Source organism: Streptomyces sp. NBC_00663, from assembly GCF_036226885.1.
In the GTDB taxonomy this organism is placed as follows: Bacteria; Actinomycetota; Actinomycetes; order Streptomycetales; family Streptomycetaceae; genus Streptomyces.
This window is the reverse complement of sequence record NZ_CP109027.1, coordinates 6,688,790-6,713,507: the sequence shown is the minus strand read 5'-3', so window position 1 is coordinate 6,713,507 and position 24,718 is coordinate 6,688,790. Positions and strand designations below refer to the sequence as shown.

The 24,718-nt window shown below is 71.5% G+C and carries 24 protein-coding genes; 14 read left to right on the top strand and 10 right to left on the bottom strand.

Translation table 11 applies throughout. From position 1 onward, the window contains the following. Positions 1 to 6 precede the first annotated feature (6 nt). The gene (locus OG866_RS30600) at positions 7 to 861 is read left to right on the top strand and encodes a DUF4429 domain-containing protein (protein WP_329344379.1); all 855 of its coding nucleotides are present in this window, start codon (positions 7 to 9) and stop codon (positions 859 to 861) included. A 68-nt stretch (positions 862 to 929) separates the two neighbouring features. Here the strand turns inward: OG866_RS30600 and OG866_RS30595 are convergent, their stop codons facing one another. Together OG866_RS30595 and OG866_RS30590 are read right to left on the bottom strand one after the other, a co-directional pair. Continuing rightward, on the bottom strand, positions 930 to 1,946 hold the full coding sequence (locus OG866_RS30595; protein ID WP_329339662.1) for an aldo/keto reductase: 1,017 nt from the start codon (positions 1,944 to 1,946) through the stop codon (positions 930 to 932). Further along, positions 1,943 to 2,410 (bottom strand): MerR family transcriptional regulator, encoded by a 468-nt coding sequence (locus tag OG866_RS30590; RefSeq protein WP_329339660.1) that lies wholly within the window; start codon positions 2,408 to 2,410, stop codon positions 1,943 to 1,945. The genes OG866_RS30595 and OG866_RS30590 overlap by 4 nt, the downstream gene beginning before the upstream one ends. A 97-nt stretch (positions 2,411 to 2,507) precedes the next feature. Between OG866_RS30590 and OG866_RS30585 the strand changes: the two genes are divergently transcribed. Next, the gene (locus tag OG866_RS30585; protein ID WP_329339658.1) at positions 2,508 to 2,978 is read left to right on the top strand and encodes a GNAT family N-acetyltransferase; all 471 of its coding nucleotides are present in this window, start codon (positions 2,508 to 2,510) and stop codon (positions 2,976 to 2,978) included. An 18-nt stretch (positions 2,979 to 2,996) separates the two neighbouring features. After that, positions 2,997 to 3,821, top strand: coding sequence for a serine hydrolase domain-containing protein (locus OG866_RS30580; protein WP_329339656.1), 825 nt, complete (start codon positions 2,997 to 2,999; stop codon positions 3,819 to 3,821). Here the strand turns inward: OG866_RS30580 and OG866_RS30575 are convergent. Continuing rightward, the gene (locus OG866_RS30575; RefSeq protein WP_329344377.1) at positions 3,818 to 4,468 is read right to left on the bottom strand and encodes a pirin family protein; all 651 of its coding nucleotides are present in this window, start codon (positions 4,466 to 4,468) and stop codon (positions 3,818 to 3,820) included. The two genes, OG866_RS30580 and OG866_RS30575, sit on opposite strands and share 4 nt — an antisense overlap. Before the next feature lie 74 nt (positions 4,469 to 4,542). Between OG866_RS30575 and OG866_RS30570 the strand changes: the two genes are divergently transcribed. The 5 genes from OG866_RS30570 (at position 4,543) to fabF (ending at position 9,489) form a co-directional block, all read left to right on the top strand. Beyond that, positions 4,543 to 5,748, top strand: coding sequence for a PucR family transcriptional regulator (locus tag OG866_RS30570; RefSeq protein ID WP_329339654.1), 1,206 nt, complete (start codon positions 4,543 to 4,545; stop codon positions 5,746 to 5,748). A gap of 89 nt (positions 5,749 to 5,837) precedes the next feature. After that, a complete protein-coding gene (locus tag OG866_RS30565) occupies positions 5,838 to 6,752 on the top strand; it encodes an ACP S-malonyltransferase (protein WP_329339652.1) in 915 nt (304 codons plus the stop codon). A 17-nt stretch (positions 6,753 to 6,769) separates the two neighbouring features. Then, positions 6,770 to 7,801 carry a ketoacyl-ACP synthase III gene (locus OG866_RS30560; RefSeq protein ID WP_329339650.1) on the top strand — a complete coding sequence of 344 codons (1,032 nt, stop codon included), beginning with the start codon at positions 6,770 to 6,772 and terminating at the stop codon, positions 7,799 to 7,801. A gap of 82 nt (positions 7,802 to 7,883) precedes the next feature. Next, positions 7,884 to 8,132 (top strand): acyl carrier protein, encoded by a 249-nt coding sequence (locus OG866_RS30555; RefSeq protein WP_015660680.1) that lies wholly within the window; start codon positions 7,884 to 7,886, stop codon positions 8,130 to 8,132. Between the two features lie 85 nt (positions 8,133 to 8,217). Next, positions 8,218 to 9,489, top strand: a complete 1,272-nt coding sequence (gene fabF / locus OG866_RS30550) for a beta-ketoacyl-ACP synthase II (RefSeq protein ID WP_329339648.1) — start codon at positions 8,218 to 8,220, stop codon at positions 9,487 to 9,489. A 67-nt stretch (positions 9,490 to 9,556) separates the two neighbouring features. On the opposite strand, the gene OG866_RS30545 is transcribed toward fabF, so the two are convergent. Next, a complete protein-coding gene (locus tag OG866_RS30545) occupies positions 9,557 to 10,051 on the bottom strand; it encodes a DUF3145 domain-containing protein (protein ID WP_256784854.1) in 495 nt (164 codons plus the stop codon). A gap of 269 nt (positions 10,052 to 10,320) precedes the next feature. Here OG866_RS30545 and OG866_RS30540 point away from each other — a divergent pair, with 269 nt between their 5' ends. Together OG866_RS30540 and OG866_RS30535 are read left to right on the top strand one after the other, a co-directional pair. Further along, the gene (locus OG866_RS30540) at positions 10,321 to 11,214 is read left to right on the top strand and encodes an SGNH/GDSL hydrolase family protein (protein WP_329339645.1); all 894 of its coding nucleotides are present in this window, start codon (positions 10,321 to 10,323) and stop codon (positions 11,212 to 11,214) included. Between the two features lie 15 nt (positions 11,215 to 11,229). Continuing rightward, positions 11,230 to 12,204, top strand: a complete 975-nt coding sequence (locus OG866_RS30535) for an aldose epimerase family protein (RefSeq protein WP_329339643.1) — start codon at positions 11,230 to 11,232, stop codon at positions 12,202 to 12,204. Between the two features lie 78 nt (positions 12,205 to 12,282). Here the strand turns inward: OG866_RS30535 and OG866_RS30530 are convergent, their stop codons facing one another. The 3 genes from OG866_RS30530 to OG866_RS30520 form a co-directional block, all read right to left on the bottom strand. Then, positions 12,283 to 14,700 (bottom strand): glycoside hydrolase family 3 protein, encoded by a 2,418-nt coding sequence (locus OG866_RS30530; protein WP_329339641.1) that lies wholly within the window; start codon positions 14,698 to 14,700, stop codon positions 12,283 to 12,285. 97 nt (positions 14,701 to 14,797) lie between these two features. Then, positions 14,798 to 15,199, bottom strand: coding sequence for a RidA family protein (locus tag OG866_RS30525; RefSeq protein ID WP_329339639.1), 402 nt, complete (start codon positions 15,197 to 15,199; stop codon positions 14,798 to 14,800). A 31-nt stretch (positions 15,200 to 15,230) separates the two neighbouring features. After that, positions 15,231 to 16,034 (bottom strand): NAD(P)-dependent oxidoreductase, encoded by an 804-nt coding sequence (locus OG866_RS30520; RefSeq protein WP_329339638.1) that lies wholly within the window; start codon positions 16,032 to 16,034, stop codon positions 15,231 to 15,233. Positions 16,035 to 16,084: 50 nt separating this feature from the next. On the opposite strand from OG866_RS30520, the gene OG866_RS30515 reads away from it, so the two are divergent. Both OG866_RS30515 and OG866_RS30510 read left to right on the top strand, forming a co-directional pair. Further along, on the top strand, positions 16,085 to 17,041 hold the full coding sequence (locus OG866_RS30515; RefSeq protein ID WP_443063586.1) for a LysR family transcriptional regulator: 957 nt from the start codon (positions 16,085 to 16,087) through the stop codon (positions 17,039 to 17,041). Between the two features lie 150 nt (positions 17,042 to 17,191). Then, positions 17,192 to 18,436, top strand: a complete 1,245-nt coding sequence (locus OG866_RS30510) for a pyroglutamyl peptidase (protein WP_329339635.1) — start codon at positions 17,192 to 17,194, stop codon at positions 18,434 to 18,436. On the opposite strand, the gene OG866_RS30505 is transcribed toward OG866_RS30510, so the two are convergent. From OG866_RS30505 to OG866_RS30495, 3 genes are read right to left on the bottom strand one after another with little or no spacing between them, the layout of a single operon-like run. Then, positions 18,408 to 19,022: a LysE family translocator gene (locus tag OG866_RS30505; RefSeq protein WP_329339633.1), complete on the bottom strand. Its 615-nt coding sequence runs from the start codon at positions 19,020 to 19,022 to the stop codon at positions 18,408 to 18,410. The two genes, OG866_RS30510 and OG866_RS30505, sit on opposite strands and share 29 nt — an antisense overlap. Beyond that, positions 19,019 to 19,804 (bottom strand): EI24 domain-containing protein, encoded by a 786-nt coding sequence (locus tag OG866_RS30500; RefSeq protein ID WP_329339631.1) that lies wholly within the window; start codon positions 19,802 to 19,804, stop codon positions 19,019 to 19,021. The genes OG866_RS30505 and OG866_RS30500 overlap by 4 nt, the downstream gene beginning before the upstream one ends. Before the next feature lie 59 nt (positions 19,805 to 19,863). Beyond that, positions 19,864 to 20,727: a hypothetical protein gene (locus tag OG866_RS30495; RefSeq protein WP_329339629.1), complete on the bottom strand. Its 864-nt coding sequence runs from the start codon at positions 20,725 to 20,727 to the stop codon at positions 19,864 to 19,866. Between the two features lie 170 nt (positions 20,728 to 20,897). Between OG866_RS30495 and OG866_RS30490 the strand changes: the two genes are divergently transcribed. Together OG866_RS30490 and OG866_RS30485 are read left to right on the top strand one after the other, a co-directional pair. After that, entirely contained in the window at positions 20,898 to 23,453 is a 2,556-nt protein-coding gene (locus tag OG866_RS30490; RefSeq protein ID WP_329339627.1) for a M14 family zinc carboxypeptidase, read from the top strand. Then, the gene (locus OG866_RS30485) at positions 23,450 to 24,601 is read left to right on the top strand and encodes a serine hydrolase domain-containing protein (protein ID WP_329339626.1); all 1,152 of its coding nucleotides are present in this window, start codon (positions 23,450 to 23,452) and stop codon (positions 24,599 to 24,601) included. The genes OG866_RS30490 and OG866_RS30485 overlap by 4 nt, the downstream gene beginning before the upstream one ends. The last annotated feature ends 117 nt before the right edge of the window (positions 24,602 to 24,718 follow it).

Sequence of the window (24,718 nt, the reverse complement as noted above, 5' to 3'; positions counted from 1 at the left end):
CATACGATGAGCCGCATGGGTGACGTACTGGCCGGATTTCATGCCGCCTGGGAGTTCGAGTCCGACTCTGTGCTCATCCGCTACGAACGCGGTATTCGAACACCCAAGCTGTTCCAGTCCCTGGGCGAGCGCCGGATTCCGCTGCGGGCCCTGTCCGGGGTGACCCTGACCCCCGGCAAACGCGGCACGGTCGTGCTGCGCGCCGAACCCAGGCCGGGCGCCGACCCCTTGATGGAGGCGGCGGCCGGACAGCTGAAGGAAGGCTGCGATCCGTACCGGCTGGTGCTGCCGGCCGAGCGTGCCGTTCTCGCCGAGTACTACGCCGACGAGCTGCGGGCGTCGCTGCCGGCGGACGACGGACCGGCGGAACGGTTTCTGGTGCCGGCGCCCGAGGTGCCGTTGTCCTTCAAGGCGTACGACGGGAAGGCGTCCTTCGACGGGAAGAACGTGTTCTTCCGGTGGTTCTGGACGGGGGCGTCGTCGGCGAAGTGGAAGGCGGGCGACCAGAGTTTCGCCGTCTCCGAGCTGAGCGGGGTGGAGTGGCGGTCACCGGAGGTGTTCGAGGGGCATCTGCGGCTGCGCCGCGGGGACGTGGCCTCGCCCGCGCAGGCTGATCAGGATCCGGCTGCGGTGGTGTTCGGGCTGGGGTATGGGCCCGTCCATGAGTCGTTGCCGTTCGCCGCGGCGGTGTTGGCGGCGGTACGGGAAAGAGGGCCGGCCGCGGTGGTCCCGGCGGCGGCGCGCCGGGACCCTGCGGACATTGCTGAGCGGATTCGCCATCTGGGAGAGCTGCATCAGGCCGGGTTGGTCACTGATGAGGAGTTCTCTGTGAAGAAGGCGGAGTTGTTGGCTGAGTTGTGAGGTCGTGGGTCGCTGCGGGCCGGTGGGGGCTGGTCGCGCAGTTCCCCGCGCCCCTGAAAAAAGCCTCTTTACTCACGTCCGGCCGAAGTGAACGTCATGTCTGCGTAGCGGTCGCCTGCCACCTTCTCTGCGATCGGCTCCAGCAAGGCCAGTTCCGCTTCTGTCAGTTCGATCCTCGTCGCCGCCGCGTTCTCCTCCACCCGGCTCGCCTTCCTCGTGCCCGGGATCGGGATCACCGGCAGGCCGTGGACCTTGGACTGCTGCTGGACCCAGGCCAGGGCGACCTGCCCGAGGGACGCCCCGTGTGCCTCGGCCACCGTGCGGACCGGGTCGAGGAGGGTGACGTTGGCCGCCGCGTTCTCGCCGGTGAAGCGGGGCTGCTGGCGGCGGAAGTCGTCGGCGGTAAGGTCCTTGTCGGCGTTGGCGAAGGAACCGGTGAGGAAGCCGCGGCCGAGCGGGGAGTAGGGGACCAGGGTGATGCCCAGGTCGCGGGCGGTCGGGACCACGCCGGACTCGATGTCGCGGCTGAACAGGGACCACTCCGACTGGACGGCGGCGATCGGGTGGACGCCCTGGGCCGCCCGCAGTTCGGTGCCGGTGACCTCGCTGAGGCCCAGGTGCTTGACCTTGCCCTCGCGGACCAGTTCGGCCATGACGCCGACGGTCTCCTCGATGGGGACGTTCACATCGCGCCGGTGCATGTAGTAGAGGTCGATGACGTCGACGTCGAGGCGCTTGAGGCTGGCCTCGACGGCCTGGCGGATGTAGGGCGGGTCGTTGCGGATGATGCGCCGGGTCGGGTCGTCCGGCGGGACGGTCAGGGCGAACTTGGTGGCGATCACGACCTCGTCGCGGTGGGCCTTGAAGAACGGGGAGAGGAACTTCTCGTTCTCCCCGGCGCCGTACGCGTCCGCGGTGTCGTAGAGCGTGACGCCCAGTTCCAGGGCGCGTTCCAGGGTGGCCCGCGACTCGCCCGCGTCGGCGGGGCCGTAGGCGAAGCTCATGCCCATGCAGCCGAGGCCCTGCACTCCCACCTCGGGGCCGTCGGCACCCAGTCGTGCGGTGGGGATCGTGCTGTCGGTCATCCGGCTTTCTCCGTTTCGTAGGCGTGACCGGCATCGGCATAGAAGCTGATCTTCCGGTCGAGAACGGCGAGGGTGTCCTGGAGTTCCGCGATCCGGGACAGGACGTCCTGCCGGGTCGTCTCCAGGAGCTCGAACCGTTCGGTGAACGTGTGGTCGCCCTCGCGCACCAGTTCCGCGTACCGCACCATGGCGGCGACGGGCATGCCGGTGAGCCTGAGCTTGCCGACGAGGTCGAGCCAGTCCAGGTCGCGGTTGCTGTACCGGCGCTGGCCGGTGTGCGAGCGGTCGATGTGCGGCATCAGGCCGATCCGCTCGTACCAGCGCAGGGTGTGCGCGGACAGGCCGGTAAAGGCGACGACCTCGCTGATCGTGTAGCTGTCCTGGCCCTCGGGGCGCCGGTGTGGGTGCGGCGGGGCGGCACAGCTGTCGGTCCTGGTACCCGGGGTGGTCTCCATCACCGTCATGACCCCAACGCTAAAACCTTGGAGTGCACTCCAAGCAAGCGGAACAGGTAAGAAATCCGCAGGACGCGACGGGGGCCCTGTCACTAGCGTGCGGACCATGACTCTCGTACGACGTGCCGTGCCCGAGGACGCCGGGGAAGTGCTGCGGCTTCGCCAGGTGATGATCGACTCGATGGCGGACGCCGATCCGTCCACAGAGTGGCACATCGAGTCGCTCCCGGTCCTGAAGGAACGGCTGGCGGAGGCGGACGGGGACTTCGCGGCGTTCGTGGTCGATCATCCGGAGCGGGCGGGGGCGTTGGCCGCGCTGGTGTGCGGGACGGTCGACTACCGGATCGGCAAGGCGGGCAACCCGCGCGGTGTCGCCGGCTTCGTCTTCAGCGTCGCCACCGACCCGCAGGCCCGGCGGCGCGGGTACGCGCGTGCGGGTATGGAGGCCTTGCTCCAGTGGTTCGGCGAGCGCGGGGTCCGCCGCGTCCAGCTCACCGCGTCCGCCGAGGCCAGGGCGCTGTACGACTCCCTCGGCTTCCTGCCCAAGCCCGACCCCTTGCTGGAGCTGAAGCTGTGAGCGCTTAGGCTCGACGGCATGTCGCTGAAGAGCCTCGCGTTGATCGAGAACTGGCCGGTTTCCACCGCTGCGGCAGGGGTGGTGCGGGCCGACGGTACGGTGCTCGGCACCCATGGTGCGGCCGACCGTCGTTTTCCGCTGGCCTCGGTCACCAAGCCGCTCGCGGCGTACGCGGCGCTCGTCGCGTACGAGGAGGGGGCGGTCGAGCTCGACGAGGCGGCGGGACCCGCCGGGTCGACGGTCCGGCATCTGCTCGCCCACACCTCGGGGCTGGCCTTCGACGAGCACAGGGTGACGGCGGCGCCCGGCGAGCGGCGGCTGTACTCCAACGCCGGGTTCGAGCAGCTCGGCGACCACATCGCCAAGGCGACGGACATCCCCTTCGCCGAGTATCTGCGGCAGGCGGTCCTGGAGCCGCTGGGCATGACGGCGACGAGTCTCGAGGGCTCTCCCGCCAAGGACGGCGTCTCGACGGTCGAGGACCTTCTCCGCTTCGCGGCCGAGGTGCAGGCGCCCCGGCTGCTCGACCCGCGTACGGTCGCCGACGCCATGACCGTCCAGTACCCGGGCACCAAGGGGGTCCTGCCGGGCTACGGCCACCAGAACCCCAACGACTGGGGCCTCGGCTTCGAGATCCGCGACTCCAAGTCCCCGCACTGGACGGGCTCTTCGTCCTCGCCACGCACCTTCGGCCACTTCGGGCAGTCCGGTACGTTCCTCTGGCTCGACCCGGCCGCGGGGGCCGCCTGCGTGGCGCTGACGGACCGGGCGTTCGGGCCGTGGGCGGTCGAGGCGTGGCCGGTGTTCACCGACGCCGTCCTCGCCGAGCTCAGCGGCCGCTAGGCCATCTCCCACAGCAGCAGTTCGGCCCGCGTCGCCGCCACCGCGGCCACGCCCTCGGCGTCGGTGATCCGGGCCGCGTCGCCGGGGCCCAACTCCGCGCCGTCCAGCCGCACTTCACCGCGTACGACATGGACGTAGACGTACGGGGCGTCGGGCACCGCCGTTCGCTCGCCCGGCCCCAGCCGCCTGACGTGGAGCATCGCGGCCGCCTCCGGGACGGCGTACGGGGTGGAGTCGGCGATGCCGCGGACGATCTCGTACGAGGGGTCGCCGCCGGGGTCGGCGGGGGCCAGCCACATCTGGAGGAAGGTCAGCGGCTCCACGCCGTCGTTGCGCTCGACGTGCCGGACGCCGCCCGCGGAGCTCAGGCGCTGGACGTCGCCGGGGCGGACCTTCGTCTCATGGCCCGCCGTGTCGCGGTGCGTCAGCTCGCCCTCCACCACCCAGGTCACGATCTCGGTGTGGCTGTGCGGGTGCTCGTCGAAGCCGGCGCCGGGGGCGAGGCGCTCCTCGTTGCAGGCGATCACCGCGCCGAAGCGGAGGTTGTCGGGGTCGTAGTGCGAGCCGAAGGAGAAGGCGTGACGGGAGTCGATTCCGGCCGCCTGGTCGCCCCCTGGGTAGCGCTCGTCGGCGCGTCGCACGTCCATCACGGAGCCCACCGTAGACCCCGTCCAGGACCCCGCCAGCGCATGCTCCCGTCCGGATAAGGCAGTCTTGTCCCGTGCCCGAACCCGAAACCGGCAACATCCCAGCCGCCGCAGCAGCCGTCCACTCGCACTCCGCGACCCTGAAGAGGCTGGAGAGGTCGTCCGGGTCGCTCGCCGCGCAGGCCATCGCGCGGATGGACGAGACGCTGCCGTGGTACCGGGCCATGCCCCCGGAGAACCGTTCCTGGATCGGCCTTGTCGCCCAGGCCGGGATCGCGGCGTTCACGGAGTGGTTCCGGCATCCCGACGCCCCGCAGGCCATCTCCACGGATGTGTTCGGGACCGCTCCGCGCGAGCTGACCCGGGCGATCACCCTGCGGCAGACCGTCGAGATGGTGCGCACCACCATCGAGGTCATGGAGTCCGCCATCGACGAGGTGGCCGCTCCCGGTGATGAGGGCACTCTGCGGGAGGCCCTCCTCGTCTACGCCCGGGAGATCGCCTTCGCCACGGCCCAGGTGTACGCCCAGGCCGCGGAGGCACGGGGTGCCTGGGACGCGCGGCTGGAGTCGCTGGTCGTCAACGCCGTGCTCAGCGGCGAGGCCGACGAGGGTGCCGTCAGCCGGGCCGCCGCTCTCGGGTGGAACGCTCCCGAACATGTGTGTGTCGTCCTCGGCACCGCGCCCGACGGGGACTCCGAGCTGACCGTCGAGGCGATCCGGCGGGCCGCCCGGCACGCCAAGCTCCAGGTGCTCACGGGCGTCCTCGGGGACCGGCTCGTCGTCATCGCCGGTGGCAGCGACAACCCGATCGCCGTCGCCAAGTCGCTGATCGGGCCCTATGCGGCGGGACCGGTGGTCGCCGGGCCCGTCGTACCCGATCTGCTGGCCGCGACCCGGTCCGCGCAGGCCGCCGCGGCCGGGCTGAAGGCCTGTTCCGCCTGGCAGGACGCCCCGCGCCCGGTTCTCGCGGACGATCTCCTCCCGGAGCGCGCGATGGCCGGGGACCCCGCCGCTCGCGAGCAGCTGGTGGAGGAGATCTACAGACCGCTGGAGGAGGCCGGATCGGCGCTTCTGGAGACACTCTCCGTCTATCTCGAACAGGCGAGCAGTCTCGAGGGCGCGGCCCGGATGCTCTTCGTCCATCCCAACACCGTGCGCTACCGGCTTCGACGTGTGACTGACGTCACCGGCTGGTCGCCGTCGGATGTACGCTCCGCGTTCACGCTGCGGATCGCGCTGATCCTGGGGCGTCTGGCCGACGGGGATCCCCCGCTCTAGCCTTTTGTCGGGGGTCCACAAAACCCCCTCGTGTTCTTCGTCCCTGTCCCCACGGGCGGTCGTGGCCGTCCACAAGAGAGAGTGTGAGAGTGCTCGTACTCGTCGCTCCCGGCCAGGGCGCCCAGACGCCCGGCTTCCTGACCCCCTGGCTCGAACTCCCCGGTGCCGCCGACCGCGTCGCCGCGTGGTCGGACGCCATCGGCCTGGACCTCGCCCACTACGGCACACAGGCCGACGCGGACGCCATCCGGGACACGGCTGTCGCCCAGCCGCTCCTGGTCGCGGCCGGGATCCTGTCCGCCTCGGCACTCGGTGCCGTCGCGCCGGGCGCGGTCGCGGGCCACTCCGTCGGTGAGTTCACCGCCGCCGCCTTCGCCGGTGTCCTCGACGACACCGCCGCGCTGACCCTCGTACGCAAGCGCGGTCTCGCCATGGCCGAGGCCGCCGCGGTCACCGAGACCGGTATGTCGGCGCTGCTCGGCGGCGACCCGGAGACCTCCGTCGCGCACCTGGAGAAGCTCGGTCTGACCCCGGCGAACGTGAACGGCGCGGGCCAGATCGTGGCCGCCGGCACCCTGGAGCAGCTCGCCGCGCTGAACGAGGACAAGCCCGAGGGCGTCCGCAAGGTCATCGCCCTGAAGGTGGCCGGCGCCTTCCACACGCACCACATGGCACCCGCGGTCGACGCGCTGGCGAAGGCCGCCGAGACCGTCACGCCCGCCGACCCGACGCTCCCCTACGTCTCCAACAAGGACGGGCGGACCGTCGCCACCGGCACCGAGGTGCTGGCGCGGCTGGTCGGCCAGGTCGCCAACCCGGTCCGCTGGGACCTGTGCATGGAGACGTTCAAGGAACTCGGCGCGACCGCGATCATCGAGGTCTCCCCCGGTGGCACGCTGGTCGGCCTCGCCAAGCGCGCTCTGCCCGGCGTCAAGACGCTGGCCCTCAAGACCCCCGACGACCTCGACGCCGCTCGCGAGCTCATCGCCGAGCAGAGCGCCTGAAAAGGAGCCAACGAGCAATGTCGAAGATCAAGCCCAGCAAGGGCGCCCCTTACGCGCGCATCCTCGGCGTCGGCGGCTACCGCCCGACCCGGGTCGTGCCCAACGAGGTGATCCTCGAGAAGATCGACTCCTCCGACGAGTGGATCCGCTCGCGCTCCGGCATCGAGACCCGGCACTGGGCGAACGACGAGGAGACCGTCGCCGCCATGTCGATCGAGGCGTCCGGCAAGGCCATCGCCGACGCCGGGATCTCCGCCGAGCAGATCGGCGGCGTGATCGTCTCGACCGTCTCGCACTTCAAGCAGACCCCGGCCGTGGCGACGGAGATCGCCGACAAGCTGGGCACGCGGAAGGCCGCCGCGTTCGACATCTCCGCGGGCTGCGCCGGTTTCGGCTACGGCCTCACGCTCGCCAAGGGCATGATCGTCGAAGGCTCGGCGGAGTACGTCCTGGTCATCGGCGTCGAGCGGCTGTCCGACCTGACCGACCTGGAGGACCGCGCGACGGCCTTCCTGTTCGGTGACGGGGCGGGCGCGGTCGTGGTCGGCCCCTCCGACGTGCCGCACATCGGCCCGACGGTGTGGGGTTCCGAGGGCGACAAGTCCGAGACGATCAAGCAGACGGTGGCGTGGAACGAGTTCCGGCTCGGCGACGTCACCCAGCTCCCGCTCGACAGCGAGGGCAACGTCAAGTTCCCTGCGATCACGCAGGAGGGCCAGGCGGTGTTCCGCTGGGCCGTGTTCGAGATGGCGAAGGTCGCTCAGCAGGCGCTGGACGCGGCCGGAATCAGCCCGGACGACCTGGACGTCTTCATTCCGCACCAGGCCAACGAGCGGATCATCGACTCGATGGTGAAGACTCTCAAGCTGCCGGAGCACGTCACGGTCGCCCGCGACGTGCGCACCACCGGCAACACCTCGGCCGCCTCGATCCCGCTCGCGATGGAGCGGCTCCTGGCGACCGGCGAGGCGAAGAGCGGCGACACCGCGCTCGTCATCGGCTTCGGGGCGGGTCTCGTCTACGCCGCCACTGTCGTTACCCTCCCCTAGGCACTCCGTGCCGGATCACCTGGTCCGGTGCGGGAAGCACCACCTGCCACACCCTCTGGATCAAGAAGAAGGAGCGCCTCACATGGCCGCCACTCAGGAAGAGATCGTCGCCGGTCTCGCCGACATCGTGAACGAGATCGCCGGCATCCCGGTCGAGGACGTCCAGCTGGACAAGTCCTTCACCGACGACCTGGACGTCGACTCGCTGTCCATGGTCGAGGTCGTCGTCGCCGCCGAAGAGCGCTTCGACGTCAAGATCCCGGACGAGGACGTCAAGAACCTCAAGACGGTCGGCGACGCGACCGACTACATCCTCAAGCACCAGGCCTGAGCCACCCTTTAGGCCCGGCTGCCAAGGCCCCGCCACCCGGCGGTGGCGCCGCTGAATCCTCGTGATACTTGGAGAAAGATTTCCCGTGAGCCCGACCAATCGCACCGTGGTCGTCACCGGTATCGGCGCAACCACACCGCTGGGTGGCGACGCAGCCTCTACCTGGGAGGGCCTGATCGCCGGCAAGTCCGGTGTGAAGCCCCTGGAGCAGGAGTGGGCGGCCGACCAGGCCGTCCGTATCGCGGCGCCCGTCGCCGTGGAACCGACCGAGGTCATCCCCCGGCCGCAGGCCCGCCGTCTCGACCGCTCGGCGCAGTTCGCGCTGATCGCGGCCAAGGAGGCATGGGCGGACGCGGGGTTCGAGGCCAAGGCCGGTGAGGACCGGAGCGTCGACCCCGACCGCCTGGGCGCGGTCATCGCCTCCGGCATCGGTGGCGTCACGACGCTGCTCGACCAGTACGACGTGCTGAAGGAGAAGGGCGTCCGCCGCGTCTCCCCGCACACCGTTCCCATGCTGATGCCGAACGGCCCGTCCGCCAACGTGGGTCTCCTCGTGGGCGCGCGTGCCGGTGTGCACACCCCGGTGTCCGCGTGCGCTTCGGGCGCCGAGGCCATCGGCTACGCCATCGAGATGATCCGCACCGGCCGCGCCGACGTCGTCGTCGCGGGTGGCACGGAGGCGGCGATCCACCCGCTGCCCATCGCCGCGTTCGGCAACATGATGGCGATGTCCAAGAACAACGACGACCCGCAGGGCGCCTCGCGTCCCTACGACACCGCGCGCGACGGCTTCGTCCTCGGCGAGGGCGCCGGCGTCATCGTCCTGGAGTCCGCGGAGCACGCCGCCAAGCGTGGTGCCCGCGTGTACGCCGAGGCCGTGGGCCAGGGCATCTCCGCCGACGGCCACGACATCGTGCAGCCCGAGCCGGAGGGCCGGGGCATCGCCCACGCCCTCCAGAACCTGCTCGACAACACCGACCTGAACCCGGCGGAGATCGTGCACGTCAACGCGCACGCGACCTCGACGCCGGCCGGTGACGTGGCCGAACTGAAGGCGCTGCGCAAGGTGTTCGGCGACGACGCCGACCACTTCGCGGTGTCCGCCACGAAGTCCATGACGGGCCATCTGCTGGGTGGCGCCGGCGGTGTGGAGTCCGTGGCGGCGATTCTCGCCCTGTACCACCGTGTCGCCCCGCCGACCATCAACGTCGAGAACCTCGACCCGGAGGCGGAGGCCAACGCGGATGTCGTCCGCGGCGAGGCCCGCAAGCTGCCCGTCGAGGGCCGTATCGCCGCGCTGAACGACTCGTTCGGCTTCGGCGGGCACAACGTGGTGCTGGCGTTCCGGACCGTGTGAGAAACGTTCGTACGTGGCTGAAGGGCCCCCACCGGCCGGTGGGGGCCCTTCAGCATGGTCACGATTCCTAGACCACCTGGTGCAGCCAGCGCACCGGTGCTCCCTCGCCCGCGTATCTGAACGGCTCCAGCTCGTCGTCCCAGGGCTTGCCCAGGAGTTTGGCGATCTCGGCCTCCAGGTCCGTCTCGCCCTGTTGGGAGCGGGTCAGGGCGGCACGCAGACGGTCCTCGGGGATGAGGATGTCGCCGTGGATGCCGGTGACGGCGTGGAAGATGCCGAGGTCGGGGGTGCAGCTGTAGCGCTCGCCCTCCGCGGTGGGGCAGGGCTCGGCCGTCACCTCGAAGCGGAGCAGGTGCCAGCCTCTGAGGGCCGACGCGAGCTTGGAGGCGGTGCCCACCTGGCCCTGCCAGGAGAACTCCGAGCGCCAGGTGCCGGGGGCCGCGGGCTGCCGGATCCAGTCGAGGTTGACGCGCGTGCCGAGCACTCCGGCGACGGCCCACTCGACGTGCGGGCACAGCGCGCGCGGAGCGGAGTGCACGTACAGAACTCCACGTGTCGTCACCGGGACCTCCGGGCAGAGCGGGACCATTGTGCGGACGAGATGAGTGGCGGTGGCGGCAGCCACGTTGATGGCGAGGCTACCGTGCGGCGGCGCAAGGAGTGTGACGTACCGTCGGTCCCGATGCCGTGAAACGCCCGCCATTCACCCGGCAGGACGCTAGAAGCGGGCCGTGGCGTTGCGTGGGCACGGGTCGGGAACTCGCGCGCGTTGTCATGGAGGGGGACGAAGTTCGCGGGAGAGCGCATGTCGACCGAGGGGGTCACCAGGGAATGCGAAGCCGTCGTTCGCGTGCCGTACTCGCCGTCGTGACGGCGACCGTCCTGGGCGTCGCGGGGTGCGACGCCGTCGGTGGCAACGCGTCGGAGCCGTCCGGCGCCGCGGCGCACAGAGCGAAGCCGTCCCCGTCGCCGACGTCCCTGTGGGACCGCAGTCCGGCGTCCCTCGCCGCGGTCGGCGACTCCATCACCCGGGGTTTCGACGCGTGTGCGCTGTTCAAGGACTGCGCGGAGGCGTCCTGGGCGACCGGCAGCAGTGCCGAGGTCGACAGTCTCGCCGTACGGCTGCTGGGGCGGGCGAAGGCGGCCTCGGCCAGTTGGAACTACGCGGTGACCGGGGCGCGGATGGCCGATCTCGCCGGGCAGATGGCGCAGGCGGGGACGCGGAAGCCGGAGTTGGTGACGGTGATGGCGGGGGCCAACGACGCGTGCCGGGACACCGCCGCGGCGATGACGTCGGTGGCCGACTTCCGGGCGCAGTTCGAGGAGGCGATGGACACGCTGCGGGCCGCGGCGCCGAAGGCGCAGGTGTATGTGGCGAGCGTGCCGGACCTGAAGCGGCTGTGGTCGCAGGGGCGGACGAATCCGGTGGGCAAGCAGGTGTGGAAGCTGGGCATCTGCCCGTCGATGCTGGGCGACGCCGACGCGCTGGACGCGGCGGCGACCGAGCGGCGGGACACCGTGCAGCAGCGGGTGGAGGCGTACAACGAGGTGCTGGAGGGAGTGTGCGCGAAGGACGAGCGGTGCCGTTTCGACGGCGGCGCGGTCTACGCGTACCGGTTCGGAACCGACCAGTTGAGCCACTGGGACTGGTTCCACCCGAGTGTGAACGGCCAGGCGCGACTTGCCGAGATCGCCTACCGCAAAATCACCGCCACAGGCACGTGACTTAAAGTTCCGCACATGAACGAACTCTTCGGCACACTCTCCGACGGCACACCGGTTCACCGGTGGACTCTGGAGCGTTCCGGTGTGCGGGTGCGGGTGTTGTCGTACGGCGGGATCGTGCAGTCGGTGGAGGTGCCCGACCGGGACGGGCGTACGGCGGACGTGGTGCTGGGGTTCGCGGACCTGGACGGCTATCTCACCCACACCGGGCCCTACTTCGGCGCCCTGATCGGCCGGTTCGCGAACCGGATCGCCGGGGGGCGCTTCCCGCTGGACGGGGTGACGTACGCGCTCGCACTCAACCCCGCGCCGAACTCCCTGCACGGCGGTGAGCGCGGCTTCGACAAGCGGGTGTGGGACGTCGCGCCGGTCGGTGAGCACGGGCTGCGGCTGTCGCGGGTCAGTCCGCACGGGGAGGAGGGGTTCCCCGGGCGGCTGGAGGTGTCGGCGACCTACGCGCTGGACGCCGAGGGGGCGCTGCGGATCTCCTACGAGGCGACGACGGACGCGCCGACCGTCCTCAACCTCACCAACCACAGCTACTTCAACCTGGCCGGGTCCGGGAACGCCGGCGGTCATGAGCTGCGGCTGGCCGCCTCCCGGTACACGCCGGTGGACGCGGACCTGATCCCGACGGGGGTGCTGGAGGACGTGACGGGCGGGCGGTTCGACTTCCGGGAGGGGCGCAAGACCGGGTCGGGCTACGACCACAACTTCGTGCTCGACAAGGGGCTGACGGACACCCCCGTCGAGGTCGCCGAGCTGCACGATCCCTCCTCCGGGCGCGTCCTGAAGGTCTCGACCACCGAGCCGGGCATCCAGCTCTACACCGCCGACCATCTGCCCGAGCCCTTCGCCCCCTGTGACGGCGTCGCGCTGGAGACCCAGCACTTCCCCGACTCCCCCAACCAGCCCGCGTTCCCGACCACGGTCCTGCGGCCGGGCGAGGTCTTCCGCTCGGAGACGGTGTACGCGTTCGGCACGCGCTGAGGTCCCCGGGAAAGCATTTGCCCCGGCCCGGGTGTCAGGTCCCGGGCCGGGGCTGCTCATGGGGAGACTTGTCCCGGATCAGACGTTAATCGTGTCGGTGAGGCGGCGGTCCGTGATCGACCGTCCGATCTGGATCTCGTACGAACCCTTCACAAACGACCACGCGCCCTCCTCCTCTTTCCAGGTCTCGAAGGCGCGGCGCGGGATCTCGACGGTGGCTTCGACGGTCTCGCCGGGAGCCGCCTCGACTCCGGCGAAGCCGGCGAGGACGCGCTCCGGGCGGTCGCCCGCCTCGACGGGCGCGAGATAGACCTGGACGACCTCACGACCGGCACGCTCGCCGGTGTTGCGGACACGGACCCTGACCGTCGTACCGGTGATCTCGACGGATTCGTAGGCCCAGTCGGTGTAGCCGAGGCCGTGACCGAAGGGGTACGAGGGGGTGCGGCCCTCCTTCGTCCAGGCGCGGTAGCCGATGAAGACGTCCTCGGTGTAGGGGAGCCGGCCTTCCCGCGGGGTGACCTGGGTGACCGGGGCGGCGTCCAGGGAGCCCCAGGTGGTGGGGAGCCGGCCGCCGGGCTCGTGGGCGCCGGTGAGGACGTCGGCGAGGGCGGCGCCGCCTTCCTGGCCGGGGAACCAGCTGAGCAGTACGGCGGCGACCTCGTCGCGCCACGGGAGTTCCACCGGGGAGCCCGCGTTGACGACCACGACCGTGTTGGGGTTGGCGGCGGCGACGGCACGGACCAGGTCGTCCTGGCGGCCGGGGAGGTTCATGTCCTTGCGGTCGAAGCCCTCGGACTCGACGCGGTCGGTGGTGGCGACCACGACGACGGCGGTGTCGGCGTTCCGGGCGGCTTCGACGGCCTCGGCGATCAGCTCGTCGGGGTCGCGCCGCGGCTCCTGGTGGGCGAGGGCGAACGCGATGACCTTGAAGGGGAAGTCCTCGGGGAGCCGGAAGACATGGGTGAGGGAGACCTCGACGGGTTCGCCCGCGGTCAGTTCGGCCTCGCCGCGGGGCACCGGGGAGCCGAAGAAGGCCTCGAAGGGGTCGCTGGTGTCGGCGGGGAGCTGGAGGTCGTCGAAGGACGTGGTGCCGTCGACGGTGAGGGTGAAGGCGCCGACGCCCTTGATGCCGAAGGTGTGGGTGCCGGTGTCGCGCGGGGTGAAGGTGCCGGTCAGTTCGATGGTGTGGAGGGCCTCGTGGGTGACGCCCTCGGGCAGGTCGTCGCCCATCCACTGGATCTGGCCGTTGGGCGCGGAGCCGGTGCCGATGACGTGGCCGTCGGCGTCACGGCAGACGGCGCGCAGGGTGAAGCCCTTGTCGGCGACGGCGAGTTCGGTGTTCGGGTCGGCGCCGACGGCGTACGTGAGGTCGGGGACGGCCGCGGTGAGGCCGTCCAGCGGGGAGACGATCCGGGACGGGAAGACGGTGGCGGAGCCGCCGCCGAGGACGCGGGCGTCGCGGGCGGCGGCGCCGAGGAGGGCGACCCTCCCGGGCTTCAGCGGAAGGGCGCCTTGATTGCGGACCAGCACGAAGGCGCGGCGGGCGATCTCGCGGGCCAGCGCCTGGCCGTCGACGGGGGCGGGGAGTTCGGTGACGACGGGTTCGGCGTCCGCCAGGATGCCGACGCGGGCGGCGAGCCGCAGGACGTTGCGGACGGCCGCGTCGACCTTGGCCTCGTCGACCTCGCCGTCCCGCACGGCCTGGGCGAGCGCGGGGCCGTAGACGGTCTGCGGGCCGGGCATGGCGACGTCGAGGCCGCCGTCGATGGCGCCCTTGGTGGAGCGGGCGGCCATCCAGTCGGAGACGTTGTAGCCGTCGAAGCCCCACTCGCCGCGCGCGATCTCGTTGACCAGGTGGTGGTGCTCGGTCATGGTGACGCCGTTGACCTGGTTGTAGGCGGTCATGATGCCCCAGGGGTGGGCGTTCTCGACGATGAGCTCGAAGGGCCTGAGGTACAGCTCGCGCAGGGCGCGTTCGGAGACGAGGTTGTCGACGGTGAAGCGGTCGGTCTCGGCGTCGTTGGCGACGAAGTGCTTGACGGTGGTGCCGACGCCGCCGGACTGGACGCCGGTCACGTATCCCGCGCCGATGAGACCGGTCAGGTACGGGTCCTCGCTGTAGGCCTCGAAGTGGCGGCCGCCGAGCGGGGAGCGGTGCAGGTTGACGGTCGGGGCGAGCAGCACGTGGACGCCCTTGCGGCGGGCTTCCTGGGCGAGCAGGACGCCTGCGCGGCGGGCGAGTTCGGGGTCCCAGGTGGCGCCGAGGGCGGTCGGGGAGGGCAGCGCGATCGACGGGTCGTCGGCGGTCCAGCGCACGCCCCGGACGCCGATCGGGCCGTCGGACATGACGAGGGACTTGAGGCCGATCTCGGGCAGGGCGGGCAGGGTCCACATGTCCTGGCCGGAGAGCAGCCGGGCCTTGGCGTCCAGGTCGAGCTTGCCGAGGGCGGCTTCCACGGCCGCCTCGCGCTCGAAATCGGCGGTTCCCTGCATCGCAGTGCCTCCTCGTCGAAGTCCATGCACGCCTTCATCCTGCCTCGGCGGGCCGCGACGCAGTCGAGACCGCAACCATCAATCCAGCGGGACTTCCTCACGCTGGTGGGCGAGAACCCGCGCCGATCGCGGCGACGACCTCCACCTCGACCTGGGCCTCCTCCCGGAACAGCCGCGGCACCTCGAAGGTCATGCTGGTGGGCGGGGCGCCGGTGAGGAACTCCCGTCGCACGGCGCCGTATTCGTCGAGGCGGCCGATGTCCGTCAGATAGGTCCGGATGTTGATGACGTCGGCGAGCGTGGCGCCGTGCGCCGTCAGCAGCGCCTCGATGGTCTCGAAGACGCCCCGGCTCTGCTCGGCGAGGGTGTCGCCGTCCGCGATCTGGCCGGAGAGGAACAACAGGGCGCTGCCGTCGGCCTGTTCGACGCGGGCGACCTGGGAGTAGTAGGGGCTCAGCGGCTGGGGTGCGGAGGCCGGGTTGCCGACGGTGATCTTCACGGGGTTCCTTCTTTGAGCGGTGGTGCGGACTTCACTTGGCGGTGGCTCGGATGCGGGCGGCGGCCACGGAGAGGTCGGTGCCGGGTTCGGCGACCCGCCGGAGTTGCGCCAACGCGACCTCGGTCGCGGGCAGTTCGGCGGCCCGCGTGGCCAGGGCGAGGTCCTTGACCGCGAGGGCGGTGTCGAAGTGGACGTCCTCGGCGAAGGCGCGGGCGACGGCTCCGGCGAGGGGGCCGTTCGCGAGGGCGGCGCGGGCCGTGTCGCCGTCCACGCCGAGGGTGTCGGCGAGCCGCAGGGCCTCGGCGACGACGGCGATGCCGGTGATGACGGACGCGTTGAGGACCAGCTTGAGGGCGGCGCCGGTACCGAGCGGCCCGGTGCGGGTGACGCTGCCGAGACGGGCGAGGACGTGGGCGACACCGGTCGGGTCGCCGCCGGCGAGGATGCCGAGGGTGCCCGCGGCGGCCTTGTCGGTGCTGCCCATGACGGGGGCGTCGACGAGGGTGACGAACTCGCCGACGCGGTCGGCGAGTTGGCGTACGGCGTCCGGGCCGACCGTGGACATCTCGATCCAGTGGATGCCGGGACGCAGGGCCGGCGCGACGGCGTCCGTGACCTCGTCGAGCGCCTCCGGACCGGCCAGCATCGTGATCACGACGTCGGCGTCCCGTACGGCGTCGGCGGGCGAAGCGGCCGCGCCGGCGCCCTCGGCGACGAGGGGCGCGGTCTTCTCGGCGGTGCGGTTCCAGACGGTCAACGGGTGGCCCGCGGCGAGGAGTCGGCGGGCCATGGGGGCGCCCATGTGTCCGAGGCCCAGGAATGCGATGTGCTCCATGGCGACGACGCTATGCGGCGGGGAACCGATGCGACAAGCGAATGTCTAGCATGGCTGCCATGCCGAAACCGCATGAACCGGGGACGCCCGACCTCTCGACCGTCTGGCTGCGGGCGTTCCTGGAGGTGGCCGGGCAGGGGTCCTTCACGGTCGCCGCGCGGAACCTCGGCTGGACCCAGTCCGCCGTCTCCCGGCAGATCTCCTCCCTGGAGGCGGCGCTGGGCGGTGCCCCGCTCTTCGACCGGCTCCCGCGGGGCGTCCGGCTCACCGAGGCCGGACGGGTGCTCGTGCCGTACGCGGAGACCGTCGTCCAGACGCTGCACGGAGCCGGGCGGGAGCTGGCGGCCCTGCGTCACCTCGCGGGCGGGCGGCTGCGGTTCGGGGCGTTCGCGACGGCCGACGCGGCGCTGGTGCCGCAGGCGCTGGCCGCGTTCCGGGTCCGGCATCCGAAGGTGCGGGTCGCCCGGGAGGAGGGCCTCACGCCCGGGCTCCTGGAGCGGCTGAGCGCCGGCCATCTGGACCTGGCGGTCGTCTCGACGACGGGGCGTCCGCCGTTGGAGTCGTACGACCTCCACCACCTCCTCGACGAGTCCCTGTATGTCGCCGTCCCTGCCGACCATCCGCTGGCGGGAGGCGGCCCGGTGCGGCTCGGTCGGTTCGCCGACGCGGAGTGGATCTCGGGGAGCGCGCGTCCGGAGGGGACGCTGCTGGACGCGGCTCTGCGGGAGGGGTTCCGGCCTCGGGTCGCGCATGTCGTCGCCGAGTGGACGGCCAAGCAGGGGTATGTGGCGGCGGGGCTGGGGGTGACGTTGGTGCCGGCGCTGGCGGCGGGGTCGGTGCGGTCGGATGTCTTTCTGGTGCCGGTGTTGGATGAAGGGGGGCCGGCTCGGGCGGTGTATGCGGCGACGGTACGGGGGCGGGTGGTGGCGCCGGTGGTGGAGGCGTTCGTGGGGGCGTTGAGGGAGGGGGCGGGGCGGATCGTTGAGGGGGGCGCGCGCCGTGACTGATCTGCGGGCCGGTGGGGGCCGGTCGCGCAGTTCCCCGCGCCCCTGGCTGGGGCACGGTGCCGCCTCTCCCCAGTCACGCCCCATGGCGTAGACCACTTCCGTCACGCGATACTCGGCCCACTCCCCCCACCAACCGGAGGCTGAACTCCCGTGACTTCCCTACGTGTTCGGATCGGCGTCCTCGGATTCGCCCTGCTGGCCGGACTCACGGCCGCCCCGCACCCGGCACAGGCGGCCACCGCCACCGCCGAGGACGTCGAGGAGCAGCGGCTCGACCAGGCGGTGCCGCAGGAGATCCTCGTACGGTCCGGATTCGACGACGTGGCACCGGAGTTCGCCGAGGCGCTCGGGTCGGCGCGCTCCTACGCGCAGGCCCGCCGGATCGTCGTACGCGAGGGGTCGGCGCTGTGGGAGCGGGCGGTGGACCGGGCGCAGGGGCGCGGGCCTGCCCGTGGGGATCTGAGCCGGGACGACGATCGGCCGTTGTACTGGGCGCGGTTGGGGATGACCAGGGAAGTGCGGGGCTGGGAGCCGGGGTTCGGGCTGAGTGACCGCCGACGGGTCGCGCTGCTGGACCAGTTGGAGCGGACCTCGCGAGGGCAGACCGACATCCGCTATCCGGACAAGGGCGGCAAGCGGGTTCTCGTCACCGGCTTCGATCCGTTCACGCTCGACCGGGACATCCGGATCTCCAACCCGTCCGGGGCGACCGCGCTCGCGCTCGACGGGACGGTGATCCAGACGGCGGACGGGCCCGCGCGGGTGGAGACCGCCCTGTTCCCGGTGCGCTGGCAGGACTTCGCCGACGGCACGGTGGAGCGGACGCTGCGGCCGTATCTGAAGAAGGTCGATCTCTTCACGACCGTCAGCCAGGGGCGGGTCGGCCGGTTCGACGTCGAGCGGACCAACGGGGCCTGGCGGGGCGGGTTCCCGGACAACGAGAACGTGAGCCGGACGGAGACCGTGCCGGTCGCCGATCCGTCCTCGCAGCCGCAGTGGACGACGACGACCCTGCCGTACAAGGACATCGTGGCCGCGACCACCGGCCGGTTCCCCGTCTACGACAACACGGGCGTGACCGAGATACCGGCCGGAGGGACCGATCCGGTCGTCCGTCCGGACGGGCCGACCGAGGGGTCGACGGCCCGGGCGGGAGGCGGCGGGAACTACCTCTCCAACGAGATCGCCTACCGGGCCACGCTGTTGCGGGACCGGCTCGGACTGCGGGACCGGCTGCCGGGCGGGCATGTGCACACGCCCGTGCTGGAGTTCGGGGCCGGGAACACCACCGAGGTGACCGACCCGGAGTTCGTGGCGAACCGGCTCGACATCATCGCGCAGGTGAGGGCGATCCTGACGGTCGCCGTCAGTGCGACGGAGCGAACGCGAGGCTGATGCCGAGGCCGGCCAGGACCGAACCGATCACCTTGTTGAGGATCTTCTGGCCGCGCAGCATGAGGGTGCGCATCCGGTCGTGCGAGAAGAAGACCGCGACGACGCCGAACCACAGCAGGTGGGCCAGCGACATGAACAGGCCGTAGCCCACCTGCCGGTAGACCGGGGTGCCGGGGCTGACGACCTGGGCGAAGGTCGAGACGACGAAGAGGGTCGTCTTGGGGTTGAGGACGTTGGTGAGGAAGCCGGAGCGCAGGGCCTGGAGCGGGGTGAGGTCCGACCGGGTCTCCAGGTCCACCTCCACCTCGCCGCGGGCGCGGAAGGTGCGGACGCCGATGTAGACGAGGTAGGCCGCGCCGACCAGCTTGATGATCGTGAACAGGAAGGTGGAGGAGGCGATCAACAGGCCCACGCCGAGCATCGTGTAGGTGACGTGCACCAGGACGCCGGCGGCGACGCCGGTCGCGGCCAGCACTCCGGTGCGGCGGCCGTGGAGGTAGCTGTTGCGGACGACCATGGCGAAGTCGGCGCCGGGGGCGATGACGGCCAGGACGGTGATGACGGCGACGGCGAGTATCTCGGTCAAGAGGTGACTTCCTCTGCGTCGTTGGAGTCGTCCCGTGTCTCTTCACCCAGCAGCTCGCGGGCCATGAGGGTGGCGCCCGCGACCGCGCCCGGCATCAGGAACACCGCGACGAACGGGACCAGGAAGGCCAGGCCCAGGGGCGTGCCGAAGCCCCAGACCAGGGTCTTGCGGGAGCGCAACAGGGCGAGCCGGTCGCGGAGTTCGACGCCACGGCGCTGCATCGCGACGGCGACGAGTTCCTCGGTGAGGAAGAAGCCGGTGACGAAGAAGCCGAGGACGGGGACGACCGTCTGCCCGACGAACGGGACGAAGCCGAGGCCGAAGAGCAGGACGCCCCACAGCAGGGCGCGGAAGAGGATCCGCAGACTGTCCCGCGCCGAGATCCACAGCTCACGCCAGAGCGGGAGGTGGGACTCGGGAGCGGTGCCGTCCGGGGACACGTCACGGTCGACCTTCTCCGAGAGGCTCTCGTAGAAGGGCTGGCCTATCAGGAGCGTGACCGCCGTGAAGGTGAGAACCGCGAGGAGCAGGGCGAGCGCCCACAGCAAGACGGTGAGGAGACCGCGGAAGAGCCCCAGCCAGGGGCTCGACCAGTCGTCGGCGAACGGCGTCGCCCAGCCGGTGAAGTCATCGCCCCAGATCGCGAGCGACACCAGGGCCGCCCCGTAGAGAACGAGGGTGATGAGCCCCGGGATCAGCCCGAACTCGTACTGCTTGCCGTGCCGGGCCACCCACCGCTGGCCCTTCAGGAGGTACCTGAACCCCACCCCAAGATCGCGCATGGCCGCACTCTATCGGGCGGCCCGGTCAGGGTTCGCGGTCGCGGGCGCCGCCCCTGCGCTCACCCGGCCGCCACCGACACCACCACCCCCGGCTCCGCCGCCGGACTCACCGCCGCCGACACCCGTACCGCCGCCGCCCGCGCCACCCGCCCCGCCCGGGAGGCGCCGGCCAGCAGGACCGGCTGGAGCTGTTCCAGGCCGGCCACCAGCAGTTCCTCCCCCGCGACCAGCACCGGTCCGGCCGCCTTCGTCGTCGCCGCGGCCGCCTCCGTGAGGTCGGCGAGGGGCTGGAGGGAGGCGCGGACCACGCCCGCTCCCGCCGCTGCCGCGCGTTCGGCGAGGGCCACCTGGAGCGGCATCAGCGGGGCCAGGGCGGCGGTCAACGCGTCGGCGACGCGGCGGAGTTCGGGGGACGAGTCGCGCAGGACGTCCGCCGCCGCGCGGATCAGCGGGGTGAGGGCGAGCAGGGCGCCGGCCGTGAGGCCCGCCGTCGCGGGCAGCAGCGGGGACATGGCCTCCACCAGCTCTCCCAGCGCCGTCGCGAACTCCTCCACCGCCGGTTCCACCGCGTCCAGCACCGGCAGCAGGCTGTCGCCCAGCGCGGTGAGCAGGGCCTGGGCCGGTGCGCTGACCGGGTGGGCGGCCAGCGGGGCACCGCTGGTGCCGAGGCGGGTCAGGGTGTCGACGATGCGGTAGAACGCCTCCTGCGCCTGGGGGGACGCGCTCGCCTCCGCCAGTTCGGCCGTGGTCCGCCGCAGGACCTTGAGCACCTCCTGGCCCGAACCGTCCCTGGGATCGAAGGTGTTGATCGCGATCCTGGTGATGTTCCCGGCGGTGTCCAGGAGTTGGCCGGTGATGTCCGTCGTGCTGCGGGCCATGCGCAGTACGTCGTCCCTGCTGGGGAGCGAAGGGATGGTTGCCATGGGTGGCGCTCCTCGTCCTCGGCTCGTTCGCCCTCAGCATGCCCCGTCCGGGGGCGGCGGGATGCGCCATCCGGGGCATCCGTGACACCAACTCCCTCTTGTTCCGGTTGAGTCGAACAGGTACATGTCGCCGTACCGATCTCAGGAAGCTCCCGGAGGAGGTACGACCCGTGCGCACCACGAGAACCGCCCCTGCGAGACCCGTACTGATCGCCGCCCTCGCCCTGACCACGGCGGGGTCCCTGCTCCTCACCCCGCACCCGGCGGGCGCGGACCCCGAACCCGCCCCCACCCGGCACGAGCCCGCCCTCGACCGGCGCGCCGCCCAGGCCCCGGCGAGCGCCGCCCGGCGGGCCCTCGGCACCGAAGCCCCCACCGGCGACCCGGTGGTCACCGGCTATCCGCGCGAGCAGGTCCTTTCCCCCGACCCCGAGAACCCCGCCGACAAGTCCCTGAAGCTCGGCCTCACCCCGTACCACGCGATCGCCCCGAAGCTGAACGCGCTCCAGGCCCTCGGTGACCGGGTGAGTGTCGAGGTGACCGGGAAGTCGGCCGGCGGGCATCGCCTCTATCTCGTCACCGTCACCGCCCCGGAGACCGACCGCCAGGCCCGCGCCCAGGAGCGGATGCGCGAACTCATCGAGAACGCCCCGGCCACGGCCGCCAAGTCTGCCGAGATCAAGGCGAGTTACAAGGCGCCCGTCTTCTTCAACAACAACATCCACGGCAACGAGTGGGAGGGCACCGACGCCTCCCTCCGGCTCATCGAGCAGCTGGCCACCGCCGAGGACGCGCGCACAGCGGACCTGCTCGCCCACTCCCGCCTGTACTTCAACATCACCGCCAACCCTGACGGCCGTATCGCCGGGACCCGCGCGAACGCCAACGGCTTCGATCTGAACCGGGACTTCGTGACCGCCTCCCAGCCCGAGACCCGGGCGATGCGGCAGATCGAGATCGACAAGCAGCCGGCCGTCATGCTCGATCTGCACGGGTACGTCAACGGCACCCTCATCGAGCCCACCACTCCCCCGCACGGCGAGAACTACGAGTACGACCTCTTCCTCAAGAACACCTACGCCAACGCCCTCGGCATGGAGGCCGCCGTCAACGGCCTCGGCTACACGCTCGCGAAGGACGGGGTGGAACCGGCCCAGATCCCCTTCCGGGACCAGCAGGAGGGCTGGGACGACTGGCCGCCGATCTTCACCCCGCAGTACGCGGCCTTCCACGGCACGGTCGCCGCGCACACGGTGGAGATCCCGCTCCAGGTGAACAACTCGGCGTACACCAACCTCCCGGTCGAGGAGCTCCGCCGCCGCTCGGCCGTCAACACGGCCGTGGCGGGCGCCGCGATCCGGGCCACGCTCGACTTCGTGCGGGCGCGCCGGACCTCGCTCGTCGCCGACCAGATCGAGGTCTTCCGGCGCGGGGCGGCCGGGGCGGCGCAGGTGCCGGTGTCCGAGAAGACGGTGCCGGGTGTTCCGGGCATCGGCCCGGAGGACGTCTACACCACCACCTTCCCCCGCGCGTACGTGATCCCGGCGGGCACGACCGCCGCCGCCCGCCTGGTGGACCACCTCCTCGCCAACGACGTCCGGGTCGCCCGCGCCACCAAGTCCTTCCGGCCGGCCGGTCGGACGTACGCGAAGGGCTCGTACGTCGTCGACCTGCACCAGCCCAAGCGCGGCCTCGCCAATGTGCTGCTCGCGGACGGCCGGGACATCAGCGACAAGGTGTCGGTGATGTACGACATCTCGGGCTGGAGCCTGGGCCGGCTGTGGGGCGCCGAGGTGACGGCGGTGACGGCGGGGCGGCTCACGGGTCTCCCGCTGCGCTCCGTGCGGGAGGCCACGGCCGTCGGCCGGGTCGCCCCGCACGGCGACCTGAGCCTGCGCCTGGACGACCCGGCGGCGTTCGCGGCCCTCAACTCCCTGCTCAGGCAGGGTGTTCCGGTACGACGCACAGCGGACGGAACCACGGCGATCGTCCCGGCGTCGGCCCGCTCCGAGGCCACCGCCCTCGCCCGCACCCACGACGTCATCTTCGACGCCACCCGCCGCACGGGCATCGCGCCCCTGCACCGCACCCGGGTGGCCGCCGCGGTCACCCCGGGCGAGCTGTTCGCGCTGCGTGAGATGGACTTCGAGGTCACGCCGGTCTCGACGGACGTCCTCAACGCGGGGTTCGACTGGTCGGCGACGGATGTGCTGATGGTGTCGACGGGGCTGGAGTACGGCGAGCTGACCGCGACCGCCCGCACCGCCCTCGACGCGTTCCTCTCGAAGGACGCGGGTCACGGCCTGGTCGGACGCGGCATCGGCGGAGCCGAACTGAGCGCCGCCACCGGCCTCCTGGCCGCGAAGCCCGTCGAGGGCAACGGGGACGCGAACGGGGTGGTCCGCATGGTGAACGCGGGACCGATCACCACGGGCGCCCCGGGTTACGGTTTCGTGTACGCGCCCGTCTGGTTCGCCGACCTCGGGCCGGGGGTCCGCGTGGAGCAGTCGTACGCGACGGGCGACCCGTTGGTGTCCGGGCACTGGCGCCCCCTGGAGGACGGCACCGGCGGACCGTCCGCCGCGGCCGGACAGCCCTCGGTGATCAGCGGTCCGCACGCGGTCCTGTTCGGCACCGAGCCTCTCTTCCGGGACCACCCGAAGGGAGAATTCCCGCAGGTGGCAAGGGCATTGTTCAACATGGCAGCAGTCAAGGAGAGCGGATGACGCAGGAGATCCACGGCATCGTCGCCGACGGCTTCGAAGCGGTGCGCGAGGAGTTCGCCGCCTTCGTGGCCGGTGAACGCCCCGACTACGAGGGCCAGTTGTGCGCCTATGTGCACGGTCGCAGGGTCGTCGACCTGTGGACCGGCGACGGCAACGAGGCGGACTCCCTCCACGCCGTCTTCTCCTCGACGAAGGGCGCCGCGCATCTGGTGGTGGCGCTGCTGGTCCAGGAGGGCACGCTCGAACTCGACCGCAAGGTGACCTACTACTGGCCGGAGTTCGCGGCCGAGGGCAAGGGCGGGCTCACCCTCCGCGAGCTGCTCGCGCACCGGGCCGGACTGGTGGGCCTGGACACCGGCCTCACCCGGGCCGAGATGGCGGACGACCGGGCGATCGCCGAACGCCTCGCCGACCAGCGCCCGTTCTGGCGCCCCGGCACGGCCTTCGGCTATCACGCGCTGGTCATCGGCGCCCTCACCGGCGAGGTGGTCCGCCGGGCCACGGGCCGCACGATCCAGGACCTGTGGGAGGAGCGCGTCCGCGCTCCCTACGCCTTGGACTTCCATCTCGGTCTGCCCGAGTCCCAGGAACCCCGCTACCGCCCGATCCAGCGCATGCTCCCCACCCCCGAGCAGCAGGCCCTGATCGACGCCTCACCGCAGGGCCCGCACTCGCTGACCTCGATCGCGTTCAACGCGCATGTCCCGGACGCGGGCGACCTCGTGGACTACGCCAACTCCCGCACCGTACGCGCCAAGGGCCCGGCGTCGGCGGGCGGCGTGGCGGCGGCCCGCGGGATCGCCGGAATGTACGCGGCGGCCATCAGCGAACTGAACGACCGCCCGCCCCTCCTCAAGCCGGACACGATCGCCGAGGTCGGCCAGATCCACTCCATCGGCTACGACCTGATCGCCCGCGCCCACCGCTCCTACGGCCTCGGCTTCCAGGCCACGGCCGACACCTGGCACCCGTTCCTCGGCGCCGGCGCCTTCGGTCACAGCGGCGCGGCGGGCTCCCAGGGCTTCGCCGACCCCCGCAGCGGCCTGGCCTACGGCTACACCCGTCGCCGCCTGGCCTTCCCGGGCGGGGCAGCCCCGGAGAACAACCAGTTCGTCAGGGCGGTACACACAGCAGCACTGGCCCACTGAAGCCACCACGGCCGACGGCACAGGCCCACCAAGGTCCACTGTCAGCCAGAAATTCAGCACGCCAACCGCGGGAGGCACCTGCTCAACGCCCCCGAGTGCGGGAGGCGCCTACGGAGC

Coding starts and splice junctions, on each gene's coding strand:
- OG866_RS30600 (WP_329344379.1), top strand. CDS start 7: ATGAGCCGCATGGGTGACGTACTGGCCGGATTTCATGCCGCCTGGGAG.
- OG866_RS30595 (WP_329339662.1), bottom strand. CDS start 1,946: ATGACCGACAGCACGATCCCCACCGCACGACTGGGTGCCGACGGCCCC.
- OG866_RS30590 (WP_329339660.1), bottom strand. CDS start 2,410: ATGACGGTGATGGAGACCACCCCGGGTACCAGGACCGACAGCTGTGCC.
- OG866_RS30585 (WP_329339658.1), top strand. CDS start 2,508: ATGACTCTCGTACGACGTGCCGTGCCCGAGGACGCCGGGGAAGTGCTG.
- OG866_RS30580 (WP_329339656.1), top strand. CDS start 2,997: ATGTCGCTGAAGAGCCTCGCGTTGATCGAGAACTGGCCGGTTTCCACC.
- OG866_RS30575 (WP_329344377.1), bottom strand. CDS start 4,468: ATGGACGTGCGACGCGCCGACGAGCGCTACCCAGGGGGCGACCAGGCG.
- OG866_RS30560 (WP_329339650.1), top strand. CDS start 6,770: ATGTCGAAGATCAAGCCCAGCAAGGGCGCCCCTTACGCGCGCATCCTC.
- OG866_RS30555 (WP_015660680.1), top strand. CDS start 7,884: ATGGCCGCCACTCAGGAAGAGATCGTCGCCGGTCTCGCCGACATCGTG.
- OG866_RS30540 (WP_329339645.1), top strand. CDS start 10,321: ATGCGAAGCCGTCGTTCGCGTGCCGTACTCGCCGTCGTGACGGCGACC.
- OG866_RS30535 (WP_329339643.1), top strand. CDS start 11,230: ATGAACGAACTCTTCGGCACACTCTCCGACGGCACACCGGTTCACCGG.
- OG866_RS30530 (WP_329339641.1), bottom strand. CDS start 14,700: ATGCAGGGAACCGCCGATTTCGAGCGCGAGGCGGCCGTGGAAGCCGCC.
- OG866_RS30520 (WP_329339638.1), bottom strand. CDS start 16,034: ATGGAGCACATCGCATTCCTGGGCCTCGGACACATGGGCGCCCCCATG.
- OG866_RS30515 (WP_443063586.1), top strand. CDS start 16,085: ATGGCTGCCATGCCGAAACCGCATGAACCGGGGACGCCCGACCTCTCG.
- OG866_RS30500 (WP_329339631.1), bottom strand. CDS start 19,804: ATGCGCGATCTTGGGGTGGGGTTCAGGTACCTCCTGAAGGGCCAGCGG.
- OG866_RS30495 (WP_329339629.1), bottom strand. CDS start 20,727: ATGGCAACCATCCCTTCGCTCCCCAGCAGGGACGACGTACTGCGCATG.
- OG866_RS30485 (WP_329339626.1), top strand. CDS start 23,450: ATGACGCAGGAGATCCACGGCATCGTCGCCGACGGCTTCGAAGCGGTG.